Below are 23,491 nucleotides of genomic sequence, written 5' to 3' on the forward strand. Positions count from 1 at the left end.
GCGGCGATCCCGCCCTTATGAATTCAATTAATGGTGTTGTTGAGAAACGATATTCAGCAGATGCTGATCGGTTTGCTGAATACACAGGCCTGCTTTACGCGCGCTGCGAACTTCATCCAGAATCGTCTTCAGCAAGATACCATCCTGTTCCTGCTCTTCTTCCAGTGCGTTCAGGAAACTCAGGGTGCTATCGTCATGAAGCACTTTCGCTTGTTCAGTTAATTCTGACAACGTAGACGCACGCTGGTGGTGGTCTTCGAGAGTTTTAAGGAAAAGATCTTCGAGGGTGGCACATTTATCTTCGCAAGTTTCAAAAGCCTTAACCACCGGATAAGCGCCAGATTTCTTCATATAATCGAACATCCGCATCATCTGCGTTACGCTGGACTGTGCCCGTGAACGTAGAAACGTCGCGGTTCCATTCAGCCGATGTTCTGAGCACCACTCGCTCAAACGCAAATAATGATTAGATGCAGAAAATTCAAGATTCATCTGTGCATTAAGCTTTTGAACCATTCCTGGAACTGCCATACAAATATCCTTATTACTGGTAGGAACGACACGCGTGACATCGCATAGTGCGTAATAGCTGCCAACCATGCGCTATTTCCGCGTTTGAGTGTGACTACATATTACCTGTAGTCCTTGCGTCCGACCTGGGGATATAATATCGCCCGGTCGAATAAAAGAATACTCTTAGTATGGATATAAGAAAAGTCTCACGAACTGCTTTTTACGTTTCGTTACAACCTATATTGTGAATAACTAACAAGGAAAGAAGGTATTCTCGTAACGCTATGATTAATAGTGAATATAACGAATATGTATATTCTGTGTAAGGCTTTGTTAACATAAGAGATTGTTATTGCAGTGTGTGCACTTAAAAATGTGATCGTGATCTTGTTTTTATTGCTGCATTCGGTAATAACGAATGAAATACGTATTATTTACTATGAATGGCATTTTACGAATAATAAATGCTAACTAAATCGCGTATTTTCAGACGGCTGTATTAAATATCAGAATGATGTTCAATTTGTTTTAGATCATTTTTGGTATTAGCAGGCTAGAGGATTATGTTCTCGGTAATAAAAACTAGGTAAAGTCCTTCCCGTTTCGTCGCTTCAGGGAAGACTCGTTGGTTTGAAATGACAGGAGTTAAAATGAAACAGGTTGCTGTACTGCTGGCCCCGGGCTTTGAAGAAGGGGAAGCGATTGTCACTATCGATATTCTGCGCCGTCTGCACATCGGTGTTGAACTGGTATCGTGCGCCGAATCTCGCGCGGTCGTGAGCTATCACGATATTCCGATGGTCGCTGACGCGACGCTGGCAGAACGCCTTGATACGCTGTATGACGCGGTGGTTCTTCCGGGCGGCCCACAGGGGAGTGTGAATCTGGCGGCGAATAAAGACGTCATTAAATTTGTCGCCGCTCATGATGCGGCCGGCAAACTGATCTGCCCAATCTGCTCTGCGGCAGCACGTGTATTAGCAGGTAACGATCTGCTGAAAGGGCGTCGTTACGTCTGCTCCGGTGATTTATGGCAGGACGTGAAAAATGGCGAATACGTTGACGCGCCGGTGGTGGAAGATGGCAACCTGATCAGCGGCAAAGGCTTCGGTCACGTCTTTGATTTCGCCTTTACCGTTTCTGCTCGCCTGCTCGGTGACGAAGCGCCGGTACGCGACCACGCCGATCATATCTATTACCGTTGGTAATACTGCGCGAATTCCTCCCAAAGGGATTTTCCCGCTGCTGATATAGAGATATCTGCTATTCCCCCGCGTGAATTGTCTGACAATTCACGCGTCTTATATGTACTTATTTGCTGAATATATGCATCACTTTACTGTAATTCTGCCGTGTGATGCCGCTCTCTTCTGCAAAGCCAATTCCTGGCTATTAATGTTTCAACAACGTTAACGCTGTTAATAAAACGGCTAATACATTGTTTTATGTCTAATTTAAATCACCTATTTGATTTTCCCTACATAAAAGAACATTAAGGCTGGAGTTAACCATGCACAAATTTACCAAAGCGCTGGCGGCCATTGGTCTGGCAGCGGTTATGTCACAATCGGCTATGGCCGAAAATCTCAAACTTGGTTTTTTAGTGAAGCAACCGGAAGAACCCTGGTTCCAGACGGAATGGAAATTTGCCGATAAGGCCGGTAAAGACCTCGGCTTTGACGTGATTAAAATTGCCGTGCCGGACGGCGAGAAAACGCTGAATGCGATCGACAGCCTGGCGGCCAGCGGCGCGAAAGGCTTCGTTATCTGTACGCCGGACCCAAAATTGGGGCCAGCCATCGTGGCGAAGGCGCGCGGTTATGACATGAAGGTCATCACCGTCGATGACCAGTTCGTCAATGCCAAAGGTAAACCGATGGAAGACGTGCCGCTGGTGATGATGGCCGCCAGTGAAATCGGCGCTCGTCAGGGGCAGGAACTCTATAAAGAGATGCAAAAGCGCGGTTGGGATGTCAAAACCACCGGCGTGATGGCGATTACCGCCAACGAACTGGATACGGCTCGACGTCGTACCACCGGCTCAATGGATGCCCTGAAAGCGGCAGGCTTCCCGGAAAAACAGATCTATCAGGTGCCAACGAAATCTAACGATATCCCTGGCGCTTTCGATGCCGGTAACTCCCTGCTGGTACAGCATCCAGAAGTGAAACAGTGGCTGATTATCGGGATGAACGACAACACCGTACTGGGCGGCGTCCGTGCGACGGAAGGCCAGGGCTTTAAAGCGGCGAACGTTATTGGTATCGGTATTAACGGCGTCGATGCGGTGAACGAGCTGTCAAAAGCGCAGGCGACCGGCTTCTTCGGATCGCTGCTGCCAAGCCCGGATATCCACGGCTATAAGACCAGTGAGCTGCTCTACAACTGGGTACAGAAAGGCGCGGAACCACCGAAATTTACCGCGGTGACCGACGTGGTGCTGATTACTCGCGATAACTTCAAAGAAGAGCTGGCGAAAAAAGGCCTCTGAGTCCTGATAGCTCTCCCTTCGCAACGGCGGAGGGAGACGAGTCGTGTCATTGTGGAGGTTGCGATGCAACAGTCGACCCCTTATCTCTCTTTCCGCGGTATCAGCAAGACCTTCCCCGGCGTTAAAGCGCTGTCCGATATTAGCTTCGATTGCTATAGCGGCCAGGTGCATGCGCTGATGGGGGAAAACGGTGCCGGAAAATCGACGCTGCTGAAAATTCTCAGCGGCAACTACGCGCCGACCTCCGGGTCTTTGCTGCTGCGTGGAGAAGAGATTTCTTTTGCCGATACCACCGCGGCGCTGAACGCCGGTATCGCCATTATTTACCAGGAACTGCATCTCGTCCCGGAAATGACCGTGGCGGAAAATATCTACCTTGGGCAATTGCCGAGCCGAGGCGGCTTCGTTAATCGCTCACTTTTAAACTATGAAGCGCGTCTGCAGCTGGAGCATCTGGGACTGGATATTGACCCTGATACCCCGTTGAAATATCTCTCTATCGGCCAGTGGCAGATGGTGGAGATTGCTAAGGCACTGGCGCGTAACGCCAAGGTTATCGCCTTTGATGAACCCACCAGTTCGCTCTCGGCGCGTGAGATCGACAACCTGTTTCGGGTGATCCGCGAGCTGCGCAAAGAGGGGCGGGTGATCGTCTATGTCTCCCACCGCATGGAGGAGATCTTTGCGCTTAGCGATGCGATAACCGTGTTTAAAGATGGCCGCTATGTTTGCACGTTTGATGATATGCAGACGGTAAGCCACGACCGATTGGTGCAGGCGATGGTCGGGCGCGAAATCGGCGATATCTATGGCTGGCAGCCGCGTGAATACGGCGAAGAGCGCTTGCGTCTTGAGCAGGTTAAAGCGCCGGGCGTGCGTACGCCAATATCGCTGGCGGTACGCAGCGGTGAAATCGTCGGTCTATTCGGGCTGGTGGGGGCAGGGCGAAGTGAACTGATGAAGGGGATCTTCGGCGGCACCCGCTTGAGCAGCGGGCAGATTTACATCGATGGTCAACCGGTGACGATTGATAAGCCCGCGCAGGCGATTCGCGCCGGGATGATGCTGTGCCCAGAAGACCGTAAAGCCGAGGGGATTATTCCCGTTCATTCGGTGCGCGATAACATTAACATCAGCGCCCGGCGTAAACACATCCACGCCGGTTGCGTTATCAACAACGGCTGGGAAGCGACCAACGCCGACCACCATATTCAATCGCTCAATATCAAAACGCCCGGTGCCCAGCAGCTGATTATGAACCTCTCCGGAGGCAATCAGCAGAAGGCGATCCTGGGTCGTTGGTTATCCGAGGATATGAAGGTCATTCTGCTCGATGAGCCGACGCGGGGTATCGACGTGGGGGCTAAGCATGAAATTTATAACGTGATTTACGCGCTGGCAGCCTCCGGCGTGGCGGTGCTCTTTGCCTCCAGCGATCTGCCGGAAGTATTGGGCGTGGCCGACCGCATCCTGGTGATGCGGGAAGGGGAAATATCCGGGGAGCTGCTGCACAACAGCGCTAATGAACAACAGGCGTTAAGCATGGCGATGCCTAAAGTCGGTCAGGCGGTTGCCTGAGGAAGGAGGTTACGATGTCATCTGTTACTACACCGGGCGCGCGCCGTACGTCGCTGAGCTTTGGTCGTATCTGGGATCAGTACGGCATGCTGGTGGTTTTTGCCGTGTTGTTTATCTGCTGCGCTATTTTTGTGCCTAACTTTGCCTCATTTATCAACATGAAAGGGCTGGGGCTGGCGATTTCGATGTCGGGGATGGTGGCCTGCGGGATGCTGTTCTGCCTGGCCTCCGGCGACTTTGACCTGTCGGTTGCCTCAGTGATTGCCTGCGCGGGGGTAACCACGGCGGTGGTGATTAACCTCACCGAGAGCCTGTGGATTGGCGTCTTTGCCGGTCTGCTGTTGGGGGCACTTAGCGGTCTGGTCAACGGTTTTGTGATTGCAAAACTAAAAATCAACGCGCTGATTACCACCCTTGCCACCATGCAGATTGTGCGCGGCCTGGCCTACATTATCTCAGACGGTAAAGCGGTCGGGATTGAAGACGAGCGTTTCTTTGCCCTCGGTTATGCCAACTGGTTAGGTCTGCCGGCACCCATCTGGTTAACCGTCGGCTGCCTGATTATATTTGGCCTGCTGCTCAACAAAACCACCTTTGGTCGCAACACGCTGGCGATTGGCGGCAACGAAGAGGCGGCGCGTCTGGCCGGGGTTCCGGTGGTGCGCACCAAGATTATTATCTTTGTGCTCTCCGGCGTGGTATCTGCGGCGGCGGGAATTATTCTGGCGTCGCGCATGACCAGCGGCCAGCCGATGACCTCAATCGGCTATGAGCTTATTGTTATCTCGGCGTGCGTACTTGGCGGGGTGTCGCTGAAAGGGGGCATTGGTAAGATCTCGTACGTGGTCGCCGGGATCCTGATTCTGGGGACGGTGGAGAACGCGATGAACCTGCTGAACATTTCGCCGTTCTCGCAGTATGTGGTGCGTGGGTTGATTCTGCTGGCGGCGGTGATTTTTGACCGCTACAAACAGAAGGCGAAGCGTACCGTCTGATAGTTTGGTGTTTGTCCCGGCGTCGCGTTGCTCGGCCGGGCTACAGATAGGCATTTTGGTAGCCCGGCCGAGCGCAGCGACGCCGGGTTTTGCATATTGTTACAGTGTCACTAACAGCACATCCACGCCGCTATTTCCCGCAATGGCTTTCGCCGAGCAGGTCGCACGCGAAAAGAAGCTTTGGTTATGGTTACCGCAAATAACCAGGTCTACCTGATGGTTCTTGCAGAACGCTTTGACATGGTCGCACAGTTCGCCGGAAGCAATATGTGTTTTCCAGATGGGGTAGTCCGCTGCATCAGTGAGGCTTTGCAGAAACGATCGCGTCTCCTCCTGCATCAGCTCGCGTAAATTCTCCATCATCGGCGCTGCAAGCTGGTTATACATTTCCGGGTCGGTAGACAGCGTCATCAGGCTAATCCGCGCGTTAGCGGGCCTGGCGATAGCTACGGCTTTCCTTAGCAGCTCATGACTCTCTGGGGTAGGCGCAACGGCCACCAAAAGATGCGAGTACGACATCAGACCTCCTTGCTCGAAGAATACGCACGCTTAACCTTCCATCTCTTACTCTTTTTACCGTGCCGCTGCAAGAGGCGGACGGAATATTGCTGTCTATAACTTAACCTAATACATAAGCAAGTTTTATGCGAATTATTGGTGGAATTATGCGCAGATTGCATAAGCCGCGCTGAATATATTATGTAACCGATAGCGATCTTAAATATTTAATTTTTGCTGAAATGATGTTAATGAAAAGTAAATAACAAGCGAATGAATTTGCTGCGAATGAATCACTGTTTCAATTTGTTGAATTTAAAATGAATTTTATTTATTAAATGAAAGTATGATCTGTGATAATTTTTTCGCATCTGGCTCACGTAAAGTCCTTCCCCCTGGCTGGATGTTAAATTGTTTTGGTGAATGAATATCCGTTAGGCAGGAATAAAATAGCGAAATTTTTGCTTAAATAATGCGCAAAGCACAATCGCGACTGATGGATTACTCCTAAAAATGGGGTTTGATTTTGTGAAGTGGATCACATAAATTTCAAATTAACAGTGAAGTAACATTGTATGTGTCACATCTGGCGAGTAAAGTTGCGTCGAATTAGGAAAAATCTTAGTAAATTGTAAGAAATGTTTAGATTTGTCGGGCCGAGGTTAACGCCCAGACCGACAATCCTGCAGAAAGATTTGCCTGATCGGCTATGCATTTCGACCGATTCATTTTTATCGGGCCTTGCCCGACGACATCACGGGGTATGCGGTTTGACCGCATAAAAGTACTAATTGGTTATTCGGGATGGGGAAAATGCATACATCCGAGTTGCTAAAGCACATCTATGACATCAATTTGTCTTACTTGCTTCTTGCACAGCGTTTGATTGGTCAGGATAAGGCTTCTGCTATGTTCCGTCTTGGTATTAACGAGGCCATGGCAAAAGTTCTGGGTGAACTGACTCTACCGCAGATGGTGAAAATTGCGGAGACCAACCAGTTAGTTTGCCAGTTCCGTTTTGATGATGCTCAAACCATCACCCGCCTTACGCAAGAATCACGCGTTGACGACCTGCAGCAGATCCATACCGGCATTCTGCTTTCCACCAGACTGCTGAATGAAGCCAGCCAATCAGGCGAACCTGCACGTAAGAAAAGGGCCTGAAGATGAGCGAAAAAAGCATTGTTCAGGAAGCCCGCGATATCCAACTTGCTATGGAGTTGATAACGCTGGGCGCGCGTTTGCAGATGCTGGAAAGTGAAACCCAGCTCAGCCGTGGTCGTCTGATTAAACTGTACAAAGAACTGCGCGGCAGCCCGCCTCCAAAAGGAATGCTGCCGTTTTCCACGGACTGGTTTATGACATGGGAACAGAATATTCACTCTTCCATGTTCTGCAATGCCTGGCAGTTTTTACTCAAAAGCGGACAGTGCTCCGGCGTGGATGCCGTGATCAAAGCCTACCGCTTGTACCTCGAACAATGCCCACAGCAGGATAATGGCCCGCTTCTGGCACTAACCCGCGCGTGGACGTTAGTCCGTTTTGTTGAAAGCGGAATGCTTGAACTCTCCAGCTGTCACTCCTGCGGCGGCAATTTTATTACTCATGCGCACCAGCCAGCGGGCAGCTTTGTTTGCAGCCTTTGCCAGCCACCATCTCGCGCAGTAAAAAGACGTAAACTTTCTGACAATCTTGCCGATAGTAATCCACAACTGCTGGATGAACAGATAGAGCAAGCTGTTTAACCTCACACGGTGTAGAAAACATACTCCAGCAGCGGTCCTAAGGGCCGCTGCTTTTTTTTACCCGTCGGTGAGTGAAATTGCTCGTCTGTCTCCACTCATGGTCAACGGTGGAAGGATGATAACGTGCTTATCTTAATAGGTTACCTGGTTGTTTTGGGGACAGTTTTCGGCGGCTATATGATGACCGGCGGACACCTTGGGGCACTGTATCAACCGGCTGAGCTGATAATTATCGGCGGGGCGGGGGTCGGCGCGTTTATTGTCGGCAACAACGGCAAGGCCATCAAAGGCACGCTTAAGGCGCTGCCGCTGCTGTTTCGTCGCTCGAAATACACCAAAACGATGTATATGGATCTTCTGGCGCTGCTCTACCGGCTGATGGCGAAGTCGCGTCAGCAGGGGATGTTCTCCCTTGAGCGCGATATTGAAAACCCAAAAGAGAGCGAAATTTTTGCCAGCTATCCGCGCATTCTGGCTGATAAGGTGATGCTGGAATTTATCGTCGATTATCTGCGTCTGATCATCAGCGGCAATATGAACACCTTCGAAATTGAAGCGCTGATGGATGAAGAGATTGAAACCCATGAAAGCGAATGCGAAGTCCCGGCGAACAGCCTGGCGTTGGTTGGCGACTCACTGCCGGCATTCGGTATCGTGGCGGCGGTTATGGGGGTGGTTCACGCATTAGGTTCAGCGGACCGCCCGGCGGCGGAGTTGGGTGCGCTGATTGCCCATGCGATGGTGGGGACGTTCCTCGGCATTCTGCTGGCCTACGGCTTTGTTTCTCCGCTGGCCAGCGTGCTGCGCCAAAAGAGCGCGGAAACGACTAAAATGATGCAATGCGTCAAAATCACGCTGCTGTCGAACCTCAACGGCTATGCGCCGCCGATTGCCGTCGAGTTTGGCCGCAAAACCCTTTACACCAGCGAACGTCCATCGTTCATCGAACTGGAAGAACACGTCCGTGCGGTGCGTAACCCGGCAGGCCAGCAGCAGACCACCACCGAGGACGCATGAAAAACCAATCGCATCCTATCGTCGTCGTAAAGCGGCGCAAGCATAAGTCGCACGGCAGCGCCCACGGTTCGTGGAAAATTGCCTATGCGGATTTTATGACCGCCATGATGGCCTTCTTTCTGGTGATGTGGCTTATCTCCATTTCCAGCCCGAAGGAGCTTATTCAGATTGCTGAATATTTCCGTACCCCGCTGGCGACGGCGATTACCGGCGGGCCGCGCATGGCGAACAGCGATAGCCCGATCCCTGGCGGTGGCGATGACGTCACTCAGCAGCAGGGCGAGGTGCAGAAACAGCCCAATATTGATGATCTGAAAAAACGGATGGAGACCAACCGTCTCAAGCGTATTCGCGGCGAGCTGGACCAGTTGATTGAGGCCGAACCGAAACTGCGCGCGCTGCGTCCGCATCTGAAAATCGATCTGGTGCAGGAAGGGCTGCGTATTCAGATTATCGACAGCCAGAACCGCCCGATGTTTAAAACCGGCAGTGCCGAAGTAGAGCCGTACATGCGCGATATTCTGCGCGCTATCGCCCCGGTGCTGAATGAAATTCCTAACAAAGTCAGCCTCTCCGGCCATACGGATGATTACCCGTATGCCTCCGGTGAACGGGGTTACAGCAACTGGGAGCTGTCGGCGGACCGTGCCAACGCCTCGCGTCGCGAACTGGTCGCCGGTGGGCTGGACGACGGCAAAGTATTGCGCGTTATCGGGATGTCTAACTCGATGCGCTTGTCAGAGCACGGCGGCAATGATGCGATCAACCGTCGCATCAGCCTGCTGGTGCTGAATAACCAGGCTGAGCAGGCCATTCTCCATGAGAATGCCGAGAGCCAGAATGAACCTTTAAGCGTATTACAGTCGCCGAATACCGCTTCAGACGCGGCAGGTACTACGCCGCCCCAACCCGACTCGAGGTGATAGCGTGAGCATGGATATCAGCGATTTTTATCAGACATTTTTTGATGAGGCCGACGAACTACTGGCCGATATGGAACAGCATCTGCTGAACCTGGTGGTGGACGACCCTGATGCTGAACAGCTGAATGCTATTTTCCGCGCCGCGCACTCGATTAAGGGCGGGGCGGGAACCTTTGGCTTCACCGTGCTGCAGGAAACGACGCACCTGATGGAGAACCTGCTGGACGACGCTCGTCGCGGTGAAATGCAGCTCAGCACCGATATTATCAACCTGTTTTTGGAAACCAAAGATATTATGCAGGAACAGCTCGACGCCTATAAAAGCTCCACCGAACCGGACGCTGCCAGCTTCGAATATATCTGCAATGCGCTGCGTCAGTTGGCGCTGGAAGCAAAAGGTGAAAGCGTCCCTCCGGTGGCGGGTAGCGCCCGCTTAAGCGTGGTGGATAACGCTCCTCAGCAGGCAGAATCAGTGACGCCTGCCGATGCCAGCGCAACGGCCGGTAAAAAGCAGATCACGCTCTCACGCCTGAAGGCGGGCGAGCCGGATATGCTGGAAGAGGAGCTGAGCAATCTGGCGACCCTAAGCCAGGTCAGTAAAACCGCCGACAGCCTGAGCGCGGTGATTGACGATAGCGTGGATGAGGACGATCTCGTCGCCGTGCTGTGCTTTGTCATTGAAGCCGATCAGATCGACTTCTCTGCCGCACCAGCTGCAGTTGCAGAGGTAGCTGAAGAGGTGGATGAAGCACCGCAAGCCCCTATTGAAGTTGCGATTGCAACACCCGTTGCCGTTGCAAGCCCTGCCGCACCGCGCGCTGAGCGAGAAAAACCGGCGACCCGCAGCAGCGAGTCCACCAGTATTCGCGTGGCGGTCGAGAAAGTCGATCAGTTGATTAACCTGGTGGGTGAATTGGTTATCACCCAGTCGATGCTGGCACAGCGCTCCAACGCGCTTGATCCGGTATCGCACGGTGATCTGATTACCAGCATGGGCCAGCTGCAGCGCAACGCGCGCGACCTCCAGGAATCGGTAATGTCGATTCGTATGATGCCGATGGAGTACGTTTTCAGCCGCTTCCCACGTCTGGTTCGCGATCTTGCGGGCAAGCTTGGCAAGCAGGTCGAATTGACGCTGATGGGCAGCTCGACCGAACTGGATAAAAGCCTGATTGAACGCATTATCGACCCGTTAACGCACCTCGTGCGCAACAGCCTTGACCACGGCATCGAACTGCCGGAAACGCGCCTGGCGGCGGGTAAATCGGCGGTGGGTAACTTGATTCTCTCCGCTGAACATCAGGGCGGTAATATCTGCATCGAAGTGACCGATGACGGCGCGGGGTTGAACCGCGAGCGCATTCTGGCGAAAGCGATGTCGCAAGGAATGGCGGTAAATGAAAGCATGACCGATGAAGAGGTTGGCATGCTGATCTTTGCGCCGGGCTTCTCCACCGCTGAGCAGGTGACCGATGTCTCCGGGCGCGGCGTGGGCATGGACGTGGTGAAACGTAACATCCAGGAGATGGGCGGTCACGTTGAGATCCAGTCGAAGCAGGGCACCGGGACGACTATCCGCATTCTGCTGCCGCTGACGCTGGCCATCCTTGACGGCATGTCGGTTAAGGTCAGCGAAGAGGTCTTTATTCTGCCGCTTAACGCGGTGATGGAGTCGCTGCAGCCGCGTGAAGAAGATCTGCATCCTCTGGCAGGTGGTGAACGGGTGCTGGAAGTACGCGGCGAATATCTCCCGCTGGTCGAGCTGTGGAAAGCCTTCGACGTGCAGGGCGCCAAAACCGAAGCCACGCAGGGGATTGTCGTTATTCTGCAAAGCGCCGGGCGTCGCTACGCGCTGCTGGTGGATCAACTGATTGGCCAGCACCAGGTGGTGGTGAAGAACCTCGAAAGCAACTATCGCAAAGTGCCGGGGATCTCGGCGGCTACCATTCTTGGCGACGGCAGCGTCGCGCTGATTGTCGATGTCTCTGCACTGCAGGGGCTCAACCGTGAAAAACGTCTGGCGAGCACCGCCGCCTGATACGCAGAAATAAGGGAACAACATGACCGGTATGACGAATGTAACAAAGCTGGCGGGTGAACCGACTGGGCAAGAATTCCTGGTATTTACGCTGGGCAATGAAGAGTACGGCATCGATATTCTGAAGGTGCAGGAGATCCGCGGTTACGATCAGGTGACGCGCATCGCCAACACCCCGGCCTTTATAAAAGGCGTGACCAACCTGCGCGGCGTGATTGTGCCGATTGTTGACCTGCGCGTGAAGTTCAGCCAGGAAGACGTGGAGTACAACGACAACACGGTGGTGATCGTCCTGAACCTTGGTCAGCGAGTGGTGGGGATTGTGGTTGATGGCGTTTCCGATGTGCTGTCGCTGGCGGCGGAACAGATTCGTCCGGCGCCGGAGTTTGCTGTCACCCTCTCAACGGAGTACCTGACCGGTCTGGGCGCACTGGGTGACCGTATGCTGATTCTGGTGAACATTGAGAAGCTGCTCAACAGCGAAGAGATGGCGCTGCTGGACAGTGCCGCAAGCCACGCGGCTTGATAGAGAGCAACAGGGTTCATCGCCAATACACGATGAACCCTGTTTTAAATGTGAAGCATCGCAATATTTTAAATGAGCGACACGAATATTTAAAAACTGTGCGCTTAATACATACCTGACACTCATTTCTCGATCAACCACGCTTTATTTTTATCACCATATTGGTTAGTCATTAAATATAAGCATTTAAATTGTGAATGATATATTTAAACCAATAACCATCGTATATATTTAATGTGTTATTCTTCGCGGTGGCTTTATCTCAAATTTCCCAGTGGTTGATAGCTAATAATCTAAAATGACGATAAATTAGCCTGCCATGATATTTTTATGTTAAAAATTACGGCGCTTTTTGTATCTTCTGTTATTTTTAAATGTTCACTAAATATAAATGAATGGTTTCATGTTTATATTCTGACATGTTTATATCAATGTTTGCAGTAAAATCTTAATCGATTGAATTACTAATTCATTAATTTGTAAAATTATAGACATAATGTGATTGGTCGAAAGAAAATAATTCTTAGTGATCGTCATCTTATTTTTTATTATTTTGCGTGGAAAATAGAATCTCGCTGCAATTAATATTTTGTGCGTGGAGAGAAAACTTTCTTTTCCGTTATTAAATTCAAAAGTGGCAAAAACATAATCTTAAATATTGATTAAGGGATTTCTATGCGCGTAAAAACTGTAATGATTAAACCCTCTATTATCGCTCTGGCCATTACCGCAGCGGTAGGGACGCCAATCTATGCGCTGGCTGCCAGCGGCGACTTCGCTTCGCCGGCCTATACGGCAACGCAGACCAAAGGTGAAATGGTATATCAGGGTGATGACACGGCGATTTCTATTATGGGTTCCGTTCGTCTGTATGCCAAAGACGACTCCGCGCATAGCGTAGAACATAATATCCAGAACAACGACTCACGTCTTGGCGTGGCGTTGAGGCAGAAAATTAACGACAAAGGCTATTATGCCGTCGGGTATTACGAAACCGGGATGCATGGCCTGGATTCCGCCACTGACGATCAGGGCAACGATGTTTATACCCGCCAAGCCTATGCGGGCCTCGGCAATGAAGAATACGGCGTGGTGACCTTCGGTAAACAATATGCGCCAACCGACTGGGGCTTGGGGATTGATACTACTTACGCCTACGGCGGTAAGGCAAAACACGACACTGCCGGGATGTCGACTGATATCGTTAACTCGGCGGCCATTTATTATTACAACACCAAAGCGTTTACCGTGGGCGTGATGGGCCAGGGTAACGACGACGTTGATAAAATTGGTTTCGGCAGCGGTTATGGTGACGGCCCGGATATGCACGATGCCTATCATGACGGCTCGGCAACCGTCCACGGCGGCGGCGCGCTGGCGGCGCAGTATCGTTTCGATAACGGCTTCTCTATTTCCGGCGCCGCGGCGTACAACAACTATACGGTGAATCAGGGTACTTCAACGAGCGACATGCCTTATTACGATGGCAACGGTAACCCGACGGGCGGCAGCGTTCCGGTCACTACCGTTACCGGCCCATCCTACGACGGTAATACCTACTCAATGGGGATGAATGCTAAATACACTGCTAACCTTGACGGTTTTACCTGGTATAACGGCGCGCAGGTCACCTACTACATCAACAAAGTGGATGACGTCAGCGCGGCGACCAGCGGTACCAGCAACGCCACCAACGATCAGGAAACCATTCTCGGCCTGGAATACGCCTCTCAGTTCAAAATTACCCCTGAGTGGAGCGTGTACGCCAACTTTGACTGGACCGAAGGCGGTGATGCGATGGACGGTCAGCACTTCCAGTCCACTACGCTGGGTACGGATTACTGGTTAGGCAAAAACGCCGTGACTTATATCGAGTACGGCTATGAGAAAGCCAGCGGCAATACCGACGAGTCGTATAACGTTTCCGATCACCTTGCTGCCGTGGGTCTGCGTATCTTTATCTAAACCGCGTTTTATCCCGTCTCTGGCCAGTGAGGCGGGCTGTTTTTTTCATTGCGCTTGAGTATTGCTTTTCGGTCGTCAGGGGAGGGGAGTTGACTTCGGGGCGACGGTGAAAGGTTTTTTGATGGATTTAGCCAGACCCTGGGGTCTGGCTTTTGTTTGGCTGCAGAACCCGGGGTCACTGCGTTCGCCCGGGCTACATTCGAGGGTAGCCCGGCCAAGCGAAGCGCCGCCGGGAAAGGCTCAACCCTTACATATTCTGCTGCACAACCTCTGGCTCAACTTCCTCGAACTGGCCTTCGTTCTGCGACAGCATCGCCGTCGCTACGCCGTTACCCAGTACGTTAATAGCCGAACGTCCCATATCGAGGAAGTGGTCAATCCCCATCAGCAGCAGGATGCCCGCCACCGGAATATTAAAGCTAGGAATGGTCGCCGCCAGCACCACCAGCGCGGAGCGCGGTACGCCGGCGATACCTTTAGAAGCCAGCATCAGCGTCAGCATCAACACGGCAATCTCAGAGAAGCTCAGGTGGATGTTGTACGCCTGGGCGATAAACATTGAGGCGAAGGAGCAGTACACCATCGAACCGACCAGGTTAAACGAATAACCAATTGGCAGAACGAACGATACGATGTTGCGTGAGCAGCCGAATTTGGTCAGCTGTTCCAGGGTTTTCGGGTAGGCCGCTTCGGAGCTGCTGGTGGTGAACGCTACCAGTACCGGATCTTTCAGCATGCTCAGCAGACGGAAAACCTCTTTCTTCAGCACCATATAGCCGAGCGCGACCAGCACGCAGCAGGTCAGCAGAATCGCCACATAGTAGCCGCCGATAAACGATGCATAGTTAAGCAGAATGCCCAGACCTTCAGTAGCGATTACCGAAGAGATAGCGGCGAAGATGGCCAGAGGCGCAACGTACATTACGTAGCCGGTCACTTTCAGCATGATATGGGAAACCACGTCCAGTGCGGCAACCAGCGGGGCGTTGAACTTCTGACCCAGCGACGCGCCGCCGATACCGAAGAACATTGAGAAGACGACAATCTGCAGAATTTCGTTATCCGCCATGGCGCCGACGATGCTGGTCGGAATGGTATGGGAAAGGAAGCCTTTCAGGCTCATACCGCCCACCGCCAGACCGGTTTCCACCGCGTCTTTTGGCACGGCCAAATTCAGGCCGCTGCCCGGATGCTGCAGGGTAACGATAAACAGACCCACCAGAATAGACAGCACCGAAGAGCTGATAAACCAGACCATCGCTTTACCGCCCACGCGGCCGATAGTGGAGGTTTCGCCAAGCTTCATGATCCCGACCGTCAGGGTGCTAAAGACCAGCGGTGCGATAACCATTTTGATTAGTCGCAGGAATATATCGGTAAGCAGAGTGATGTTGCTGGACCAGACTTGAATCGTTGTTGCGGATGCATAGGAATGGATCATTGCGCCGGTCAGAATGCCTGCCAGCATGAAAATCACGATAAAAACCGTGAGTTTATTTGCGTTTGCCACGAAAAATTACCCCGTCAGATTACAAAAATGTCGTGCGATGAAAAATGCTTTTTTAGTTATGTAATGTCATTAATCATTCACCACATAAATTGTATGAAAATGAGGGGATTTACAACTTTTTTTTATATCTTATAAAAAGCGTTGTTATTCAGTGACTCGCATCAGCCCCGTTTTGCCCCCGCGATTTTTACCCGCCCGCCGCATAAAGTTTCTTTTTGGGATGCCGATAACAGCCGTAACAAGTCATAGAGAAGGTGCTGTATGTTAAACCGTATCCGCGTTGTCACTCTGCTGATGTTGGTGCTGGTCGTCTTCGCACTTTTGCAGTTAGTCTCCGGGGGCTTTCTGTTCTCCTCGTTGCATCAAAACCAACAAAGCTTTGCGCTATCTAATACGCTTCGAACCCAACAAACCGAGCTCACGAAATCGTGGGATCTTTTACTGCAAACGCGTATCAACCTCAGCCGCTCCTCGGCGAGGATGATGATGGATGCGGCCAATCAGCAGAGCAGCGCCAAAACTGAACTGCTGAAAAATGCCCGTGCCACGCTGGAGCAGGCTGCCGGCCACTTTGCGCGGTTTAGCGAAACCCCTGCGCTGCCGGCAATGAGCGATGCCAGTCAGCAGGTGGCGAAAACATATCAACATTATTATGCCGCGCTACAGGAACTGGTCGGCTTCCTTGAAGCGGGCAATATGGATGCCTATTTTGCCCAACCGACCCAGGGCATGCAGAACGCGCTGGGCGAGGCGATGACCCAATATGCCAGTCAAAGTGAAGCGCTCTATCAGAACGCCTTTACCACCAGTAGCAGCGACTATCAGATAGCCCGCTGGCAGTTGCTGGTGCTGGCGGTGGTGCTGGTCGTTGTGATGGTCGGTGCCTGGTTTGGTATTCGCGCCATTCTGCTGAAACCGCTGGCATCGGTGATGGGCCATATCCGCCATATTGCGGCGGGTGACCTGACCCCAACGCTTTCACTTCGTGGGCGTAACGAAATCACTGAACTGGCCGACACCGTGAATCACATGCAGGCTTCGCTGATCGATACCGTCACTCACGTTCGTTCGGGCGCTGAAGCGATTTACCACGGCACCAGCGAAATTGCGGCGGGGAATAACGATCTCTCGGCGCGCACCGAACAACAGTCGGCGTCGCTCGAAGAGACGGCGGCCAGCATGGAACAGCTGACGGCAACCGTGAAGCAGAATGCTGAAAACGCCCGTCAGGCATCACATCTGGCACAAAGCGCCTCTGAAACCGCCCAGCGCGGCGGCAACGTAGTGAACGGCGTGGTGAATACCATGCATGAAATCGCTGCCAGTTCGCAGAAAATCTCCGATATTACCGGCGTTATCGACGGTATTGCTTTCCAGACCAATATTCTGGCGCTGAACGCTGCCGTTGAAGCGGCGCGCGCCGGTGAGCAGGGGCGTGGCTTTGCGGTGGTGGCCGGCGAGGTGCGCAATCTGGCAAGCCGCAGCGCGCAGGCGGCAAAAGAGATCAAAGCATTAATTGAAGATTCCGTCTCACGGGTCGATACCGGTTCTGTGCTGGTAGAAAGCGCGGGGGAAACCATGACCGATATCGTCAATGCGGTCACCCGCGTGACTGACATTATGGGCGAAATCGCCTCGGCCTCCGATGAACAGAGCCGTGGGATCGACCAGGTGGCGATTGCCGTCGCAGAAATGGACAGCGTCACCCAACAAAACGCCGCGCTGGTGGAAGAGTCGGCAACGGCCGCCGCCGCGCTGGAAGACCAGGCCGAACGTCTGAATCAGGCCGTTGCGGCTTTCCGCCTTAACGTCGCGTCCGCACAGCATGCGACAAAAACTGCCCCGGCCCCGATAGCGGCGAAACGCCTCGCGTCGAGTGGTGAACGGGCTGCCGACAGTAACTGGGAAACCTTTTAATTTTATCCGCGGTCTTTGCCGCCTTTAGGAGTGTGGTGATGCTTTATCGTATTCGAATCTCTACCACGTTGTTTCTGATTTTGATTCTCTGCGGCATTTTGCAGATTGGCAGTAACGGACTCTCTTTTTGGGCTTTTCGCGATGGGCAAAGCAATATTAATCAGATAGACCAGAGCAGCCAGCAGCTGAACACCTTGACCGAGTCTCGCGCCGCGATGCTGCAGGCCAGCACCATGCTCAACAAGGCCGGTACGCTGACCGCGCTGAGCTACCCGCCGGATGAAGTGCGCAGCATTGTCGATGATGTGAAGCAGAATTTGTCACAGGCCGACGCGCTGTTTCAGGGGTTTATGGCGCTGCCGTTGATGGGCGAACACGACAAAGAACTGCAGGCGCAGACGGCGAAAACCTTCACCGCCTGGCATGAAATGTTAGCTCATCAGACGGCCTGGCTTGAGAACAACCAACTGGCAGAGTTTGTGGCGGCACCGGTACAAAAATCGCAGGACCAGTTTGATAACGACTACGAAAGCTGGCGCAAAAATATCGAGAACTACGTGGCTTCCGCTGAACGCGAAAGTCAGAGCGACTACCAGCGTTCGACCATTACCTTTATTGGTATGGTGATCATTTCGGTATTGATCACTGTCGGCGCGCTGTGGTGGGTTCGCCATATGGTGGTCAAGCCAATGGATATCATCAGCCGTCACTTTGACAATATCGCCCACGGCAATCTGGCGCGGCCGATTTCTGTCTACGGTAAAAATGAAATCAGCGCCATTTTTGCTGGTCTGAAAACGATGCAGCAATCGCTGCGCGACACCGTCGGACAGGTGCGGGAAGGCAGTTATGCGATGCATACCGGGATTTCGGAAATTGCCGCAGGCAACAACGATCTCTCTTCACGTACTGAACAGCAGGCCGCTTCCCTGGCGCAAACTGCCGCCAGCATGGAGCAACTGACCGCCACCGTTAGCCAGAACGCCGATAACGCCCGTCAGGCTTCCCATCTGGCGCACGGCGCGGCAGATACGGCAAAACGCGGCGGCGAGCAGGCTTCTCATGTGGCCCGTACGATGCACAACATCGCCACCAGTTCACGCAAGATCAGCGATATTATCAGCGTGATTGACGGCATTGCTTTCCAGACCAATATTCTGGCGCTGAACGCCGCGGTGGAAGCCGCGCGTGCGGGCGAACAGGGGCGTGGGTTTGCCGTGGTCGCGGGGGAAGTCCGAAACCTGGCCAGCCGCAGCGCGCAGGCGGCGAAAGAGATCAAAGGGCTGATTGAAGAGTCGGTGGCCCGCGTACAGGAAGGGTCCGCGCTGGTGGAAACCTCCGCCAATACCATGACCGAGATTGTGCAGTCGGTCACCCGCGTGAACGACATTATGGGTGAAATTGCCTCCGCCTCTGACGAACAGCGTCGCGGCATTGAGCAGGTTGCGCAGGCGGTGACGCAGATGGATCAGGTCACCCAGCAGAACGCCTCGTTGGTTGAAGAGGGCGCAGCGGCGACGCAGCAGCTTGCCGACCAGGCCGATCGCTTAACCAACGTGGTTTCGGTATTTGCCCTGGAAGAAGTGAAAGCGGCGGCCCCGCGCGAAAGCGTAGAGCTGACCGCGGTACCCGCAGTTTCCTGAATGATGTGATGTAAGAAGGCGCTATGACTGTATCTCTGCCAAATGGGCAATCGCAATTATTGAGTCAACTGACACAGCGCCTGACGCTTACCGATGGTCAATTCCGTCGGATCTGTCAACTGATCTACCAGCGCGCCGGTATCGTGCTGGCCGATCACAAGCGTGACATGGTTTACAACCGCCTGGTGCGGCGTTTACGTACGCTGAACCTCGACGACTTTGGTCACTACCTTAGTCTACTGGAGGCCAACGGCGACAGTCCGGAGTGGCAGGCGTTTATTAACTCGTTGACCACCAACCTGACGGCGTTTTTCCGTGAGGCGCACCATTTCCCGACGCTGGCGGAACACGCCGCGCGTCGGCAGGGTGAATACCGGGTGTGGAGCGCGGCGGCTTCAACGGGGGAAGAACCTTACTCCATCGCGATTACCCTCGCTGATACGCTGGGTACCGCGCCGGGGCGCTGGAAGGTCTATGCCAGCGACATCGATACTGAAGTACTGGAAAAGGCGCAGAGCGGAATTTACCGCATGGACGAGCTGAAAACGCTCTCCCAGCAGCAGCTTCAGCGCTATTTCATGCGTGGAACCGGGCCGCATTCAGGCCTGGTGCGCGTGCGTGCCGAACTGGCGAACTACGTGGATTTTTCCACGCTGAACTTGCTGAATGCCCACTACCAGGTGCCGGGGCCGTTTGATGCGATCTTCTGTCGCAACGTGATGATCTACTTCGATAAAACCACGCAGCAGGAGATCCTCAAACGCTTTGTGCCGCTGCTGAAGCCGGACGGCCTGCTGTTTGCCGGACATTCCGAAAACTTCAGCCACCTGGCACGTGAGTTCAGCCTGCGCGGACAAACGGTCTATGCGTTAAGTAAGGGAAGAACATGAAAAAAATAAGGGTCCTCTCCGTAGATGATTCGGCGCTGATGCGGCAGATCATGACGGAAATTATCAACGAGCATGATGACATGGAGATGGTTGCCACTGCGCCGGATCCGCTGGTAGCTCGCGACCTGATAAAAAAATTTAATCCTGACGTACTAACGCTGGACGTCGAAATGCCGCGTATGGACGGCCTCGACTTTCTTGAAAAGCTGATGCGCCTGCGCCCGATGCCGGTGGTGATGGTGTCATCACTGACCGGAAAAGGTTCGGAAGTCACGTTGCGGGCGCTGGAGCTGGGGGCGGTGGACTTTGTCACCAAACCGCAGCTCGGGATTCGTGAAGGGATGCTGGCCTACAGCGAAACCATCGCCGAGAAAGTGCGTGCCGCCTCGCGCGCACGCATCAGCGCCCATAAGCCTATGCCCGCACCGGTGGCGCTCAAAGCCGGTCCGCTGCTCAGCTCCGAGAAACTGATTGCCATTGGTGCGTCGACCGGCGGTACCGAGGCGATTCGCCACGTGCTTCAGCCGCTGCCGCTCTCCAGCCCCGCGCTGCTGATAACCCAGCATATGCCGCCGGGCTTTACCCGTTCGTTTGCCGAGCGGCTCAACAAGCTGTGCCAGATAACGGTGAAAGAGGCGGAAGACGGCGAGCGCGTGCTGCCGGGCCACGCCTATATTGCGCCGGGTGACAAACATATGGAGCTCGCGCGCAGCGGGGCCAACTATCAAATCAAAATTCACGACGGGCCGCCGGTTAATCGCCATCGCCCGTCGGTTGATGTGCTGTTTCATTCGGTTGCGAAGCACGCGGGGCGCAATGCCGTGGGGGTGATCCTCACCGGTATGGGCAACGACGGTGCGGCCGGGATGCACGCGATGTATCAGGCGGGAGCCTGGACCATCGCGCAGAATGAAGCCAGTTGTGTGGTGTTCGGCATGCCGCGTGAGGCCATCAATACCGGTGGCGTCAGCGAAGTGGTCGATCTTAGCCAGGTAAGCCAGCAGATGCTGGCAAAAATCAGTGCCGGACAGGCAATACGTATTTGATCAGGAGAATTATTTTATGGCGGATAAAGAGCTTAAGTTTTTGGTTGTGGATGACTTTTCCACCATGCGTCGCATCGTGCGCAACCTGTTAAAAGAGCTGGGATTTAACAACGTTGAAGAAGCAGAAGACGGCGTAGATGCGATGAATAAACTGCAGACCGGCGGTTTTGGCTTTGTTATCTCTGACTGGAACATGCCAAACATGGACGGCCTCGAGCTGCTGAAAACTATTCGCGCTAACGGCGCCATGGCGTCGATGCCGGTGCTGATGGTAACGGCGGAAGCGAAGAAAGAGAACATTATTGCCGCCGCACAGGCTGGGGCCAGCGGATACGTGGTGAAGCCGTTTACCGCCGCGACCCTGGAAGAGAAGTTGAACAAAATCTTCGAGAAACTGGGCATGTGAGGTGACGAACATGATGCAATCTTCCATCAAGCCCGGCGATGAACATTCCGCCGCGGATATTATTAGCCGCATTGGCAATCTGACCCGTATGCTGCGCGATAGCTTGCGCGAGCTGGGGCTGGACCAGGCGATTGCGGAAGCGGCGGAGGCGATACCCGATGCCCGGGATCGTCTCGACTACGTGGTGCAGATGACCGCACAGGCGGCGGAACGCGCGCTTAACAGCGTGGAGGCTTCGCAGCCGCATCAGGACGAAATGGAGAAGGGTGCAAAAGCGCTGACTAAGCGCTGGGACGCCTGGTTTGAGAACCCGATTGAGCTTGCCGATGCCCGCGAGCTGGTGACCGATACCCGCCAGTACCTGGGTGACGTGCCGGGGCACACCAGCTTTACCAACGCACAGCTGCTTGAAATCATGATGGCGCAGGATTTCCAGGACCTTACTGGTCAGGTTATCAAGCGTATGATGGACGTAATTCAGGAGATTGAACGTCAGCTGCTGATGGTGCTGCTGGAGAACATTCCTGAGCAGGGCGCTCGCCCGAAACGTGAAAACGACAGCCTGCTCAATGGCCCGCAGGTTGATACCTCCAAAGCGGGCGTGGTGGCCAGCCAGGATCAGGTCGACGATCTGCTGGACAGTCTCGGCTTCTAAAGTCACCCCCGGCGTCGCGATGCTCGGCCGGGCTACCTTCAAAACGTAGCCCGGCCGAGGCGGTTACGCCGACGCCGGGGTAAACCCCTCTGCATTTCCCGAAAATGAAACCAACATCACGTTGGCTTACGCCTGAGTGCCACCCCGTTATATAGACTTGTCATAATTATTGCGCTTAAATAGTTATCAATGAGACCTGCAACAATATTTATTTTTCAATCCTTGCTATTCATTAAGGTCGGAATGTTATTGCCAAAATAAAATCGGGAGTGCTCATGCGGATATTACGTGACAGTGATTTCTTTCACTCGGAACAACATGCTTTTTGCCTGTTTACAATGAATAACCAGTTAATGGAAGGCGTACATGGGCATGAATTTGATGAGTTAGTTATTGTCCGTGATGGTAGCGGGTTTCATATTGTCAATGATATTGTCCACTTTATTTGTAAGGGTGATTTCTTTCTCGTTACAAAGAATGATACTCACAGCTATGTTTCCACGAATCACCTTTCGGTGATTAATATATTAATTCGCAGGAATCACAATTTTCATTTCTTACAGAATATCGACGCTCTGCTGCAGTGTGTGAAAACGCAGTTGCAGTCACGCAAGGACCGCACGCTAACGTCAAGCGAACTAGCAAATATCGAAGGCTGGAGCGAGCAGATCATCGCGAGGAACGAGCACGACTACGATGCGCTCTATTTTTCACAGTGTGAGTCGGCATTTCTCAATGTGATCAACACGCTGTGCCTATGTGGTCGGCAGCAGCAGCCGCTTAGCGTCGAGGAGAAAGGGCGCGTAAGCCTTATCAAAACGTTGAAATCCAACAGCCTACGGCAGCTAGACTGGAGTGCGCTTAGCGATGATAACGGCGTCGCGCGGCGTACGATGTTTCGCTTTATCAAACGCATTACTGGCTACACGCCGGTGAAATTTCAGATGCTATTTCGGGTTCTCAAAGCCCAGGAACTGCTACGCACGACCGATAAAACGGTCAGTGAAATAGCCGCTCGCTGCGGCTTTATGAATGCCATTAGATTGACCGAATCGTACAAACGCTATTTTAATTATTCACCCACTCATGAACGAGAGCTGCATTCACGGGTGTTAACGCAGATCTGATTTTCGGC

Annotated in this window: 21 protein-coding genes; 18 read left to right on the forward strand and 3 right to left on the reverse strand. The window is 53.0% G+C overall.

Annotated elements, in window-relative coordinates; all coding sequences use genetic code 11:
* Positions 1–27: 27 nt before the first annotated feature.
* A complete protein-coding gene (locus tag V6940_RS02325) occupies positions 28–531 on the reverse strand; it encodes a non-heme ferritin-like protein (protein WP_333494682.1) in 504 nt (167 codons plus the stop codon).
* A 632-nt stretch (positions 532–1,163) separates the two neighbouring features.
* Between V6940_RS02325 and V6940_RS02330 the strand changes: the two genes are divergently transcribed.
* The 4 genes from V6940_RS02330 (at position 1,164) to araH (ending at position 5,577) form a co-directional block, all read left to right on the forward strand.
* Complete coding sequence (locus V6940_RS02330) at positions 1,164–1,721, forward strand: DJ-1/PfpI family protein (protein ID WP_333494683.1); 558 nt, start codon at positions 1,164–1,166, stop codon at positions 1,719–1,721.
* 302 nt (positions 1,722–2,023) lie between these two features.
* Complete coding sequence (locus V6940_RS02335) at positions 2,024–3,004, forward strand: arabinose ABC transporter substrate-binding protein (RefSeq protein ID WP_185669426.1); 981 nt, start codon at positions 2,024–2,026, stop codon at positions 3,002–3,004.
* 63 nt (positions 3,005–3,067) lie between these two features.
* A complete protein-coding gene (gene araG / locus V6940_RS02340; RefSeq protein WP_333494684.1) occupies positions 3,068–4,582 on the forward strand; it encodes an L-arabinose ABC transporter ATP-binding protein AraG in 1,515 nt (504 codons plus the stop codon).
* 14 nt (positions 4,583–4,596) lie between these two features.
* Positions 4,597–5,577 carry an arabinose ABC transporter permease AraH gene (gene araH, locus V6940_RS02345; RefSeq protein WP_333494685.1) on the forward strand — a complete coding sequence of 327 codons (981 nt, stop codon included), beginning with the start codon at positions 4,597–4,599 and terminating at the stop codon, positions 5,575–5,577.
* 99 nt (positions 5,578–5,676) lie between these two features.
* Here the strand turns inward: araH and uspC are convergent, their stop codons facing one another.
* On the reverse strand, positions 5,677–6,096 hold the full coding sequence (gene uspC / locus V6940_RS02350; protein ID WP_185667542.1) for a universal stress protein UspC: 420 nt from the start codon (positions 6,094–6,096) through the stop codon (positions 5,677–5,679).
* A gap of 792 nt (positions 6,097–6,888) precedes the next feature.
* On the opposite strand from uspC, the gene flhD reads away from it, so the two are divergent.
* The 7 genes from flhD (at position 6,889) to V6940_RS02385 (ending at position 14,289) form a co-directional block, all read left to right on the forward strand.
* Positions 6,889–7,239 (forward strand): flagellar transcriptional regulator FlhD, encoded by a 351-nt coding sequence (gene flhD / locus V6940_RS02355; protein WP_220439276.1) that lies wholly within the window; start codon positions 6,889–6,891, stop codon positions 7,237–7,239.
* On the forward strand, positions 7,236–7,820 hold the full coding sequence (gene flhC, locus V6940_RS02360) for a flagellar transcriptional regulator FlhC (protein WP_181814576.1): 585 nt from the start codon (positions 7,236–7,238) through the stop codon (positions 7,818–7,820). The genes flhD and flhC overlap by 4 nt, the downstream gene beginning before the upstream one ends.
* A 123-nt stretch (positions 7,821–7,943) precedes the next feature.
* Positions 7,944–8,837 (forward strand): flagellar motor stator protein MotA, encoded by an 894-nt coding sequence (gene motA, locus V6940_RS02365; RefSeq protein WP_185667544.1) that lies wholly within the window; start codon positions 7,944–7,946, stop codon positions 8,835–8,837.
* On the forward strand, positions 8,834–9,760 hold the full coding sequence (motB, locus tag V6940_RS02370) for a flagellar motor protein MotB (RefSeq protein WP_333494686.1): 927 nt from the start codon (positions 8,834–8,836) through the stop codon (positions 9,758–9,760). Before motA ends, motB begins: the two co-directional genes overlap by 4 nt.
* 4 nt (positions 9,761–9,764) lie before the next feature.
* Entirely contained in the window at positions 9,765–11,798 is a 2,034-nt protein-coding gene (gene cheA / locus V6940_RS02375; RefSeq protein WP_333494687.1) for a chemotaxis protein CheA, read from the forward strand.
* Between the two features lie 22 nt (positions 11,799–11,820).
* On the forward strand, positions 11,821–12,324 hold the full coding sequence (cheW, locus tag V6940_RS02380; RefSeq protein ID WP_035895231.1) for a chemotaxis protein CheW: 504 nt from the start codon (positions 11,821–11,823) through the stop codon (positions 12,322–12,324).
* Between the two features lie 816 nt (positions 12,325–13,140).
* A complete protein-coding gene (locus V6940_RS02385; protein WP_333494998.1) occupies positions 13,141–14,289 on the forward strand; it encodes a porin in 1,149 nt (382 codons plus the stop codon).
* A 247-nt stretch (positions 14,290–14,536) separates the two neighbouring features.
* Here the strand turns inward: V6940_RS02385 and V6940_RS02390 are convergent, their stop codons facing one another.
* Positions 14,537–15,799, reverse strand: coding sequence for a dicarboxylate/amino acid:cation symporter (locus tag V6940_RS02390; protein ID WP_333494688.1), 1,263 nt, complete (start codon positions 15,797–15,799; stop codon positions 14,537–14,539).
* 261 nt (positions 15,800–16,060) lie between these two features.
* On the opposite strand from V6940_RS02390, the gene tar reads away from it, so the two are divergent.
* The 7 genes from tar to V6940_RS02425 all read left to right on the forward strand — a co-directional run bounded on the left by tar (position 16,061) and on the right by V6940_RS02425 (position 23,483).
* Positions 16,061–17,716, forward strand: a complete 1,656-nt coding sequence (gene tar, locus V6940_RS02395; protein ID WP_333494689.1) for a methyl-accepting chemotaxis protein II — start codon at positions 16,061–16,063, stop codon at positions 17,714–17,716.
* Between the two features lie 38 nt (positions 17,717–17,754).
* The gene (locus V6940_RS02400) at positions 17,755–19,359 is read left to right on the forward strand and encodes a methyl-accepting chemotaxis protein (protein WP_333494690.1); all 1,605 of its coding nucleotides are present in this window, start codon (positions 17,755–17,757) and stop codon (positions 19,357–19,359) included.
* Between the two features lie 23 nt (positions 19,360–19,382).
* Positions 19,383–20,249, forward strand: coding sequence for a protein-glutamate O-methyltransferase CheR (gene cheR / locus V6940_RS02405; protein WP_185667550.1), 867 nt, complete (start codon positions 19,383–19,385; stop codon positions 20,247–20,249).
* Entirely contained in the window at positions 20,246–21,295 is a 1,050-nt protein-coding gene (locus V6940_RS02410) for a protein-glutamate methylesterase/protein-glutamine glutaminase (protein ID WP_333494691.1), read from the forward strand. The genes cheR and V6940_RS02410 overlap by 4 nt, the downstream gene beginning before the upstream one ends.
* A gap of 16 nt (positions 21,296–21,311) precedes the next feature.
* A complete protein-coding gene (gene cheY, locus V6940_RS02415) occupies positions 21,312–21,701 on the forward strand; it encodes a chemotaxis response regulator CheY (protein ID WP_333494692.1) in 390 nt (129 codons plus the stop codon).
* Positions 21,702–21,711: 10 nt separating this feature from the next.
* A complete protein-coding gene (gene cheZ, locus V6940_RS02420; RefSeq protein ID WP_185667553.1) occupies positions 21,712–22,356 on the forward strand; it encodes a protein phosphatase CheZ in 645 nt (214 codons plus the stop codon).
* A 275-nt stretch (positions 22,357–22,631) separates the two neighbouring features.
* Positions 22,632–23,483, forward strand: a complete 852-nt coding sequence (locus V6940_RS02425) for a helix-turn-helix domain-containing protein (protein ID WP_333494693.1) — start codon at positions 22,632–22,634, stop codon at positions 23,481–23,483.
* The last annotated feature ends 8 nt before the right edge of the window (positions 23,484–23,491 follow it).

The sequence above is a fragment of the Kluyvera sp. CHPC 1.251 genome (genome assembly GCF_036759945.1).
In the GTDB taxonomy this organism is placed as follows: domain Bacteria; phylum Pseudomonadota; class Gammaproteobacteria; order Enterobacterales; family Enterobacteriaceae; genus Kluyvera; species Kluyvera sichuanensis.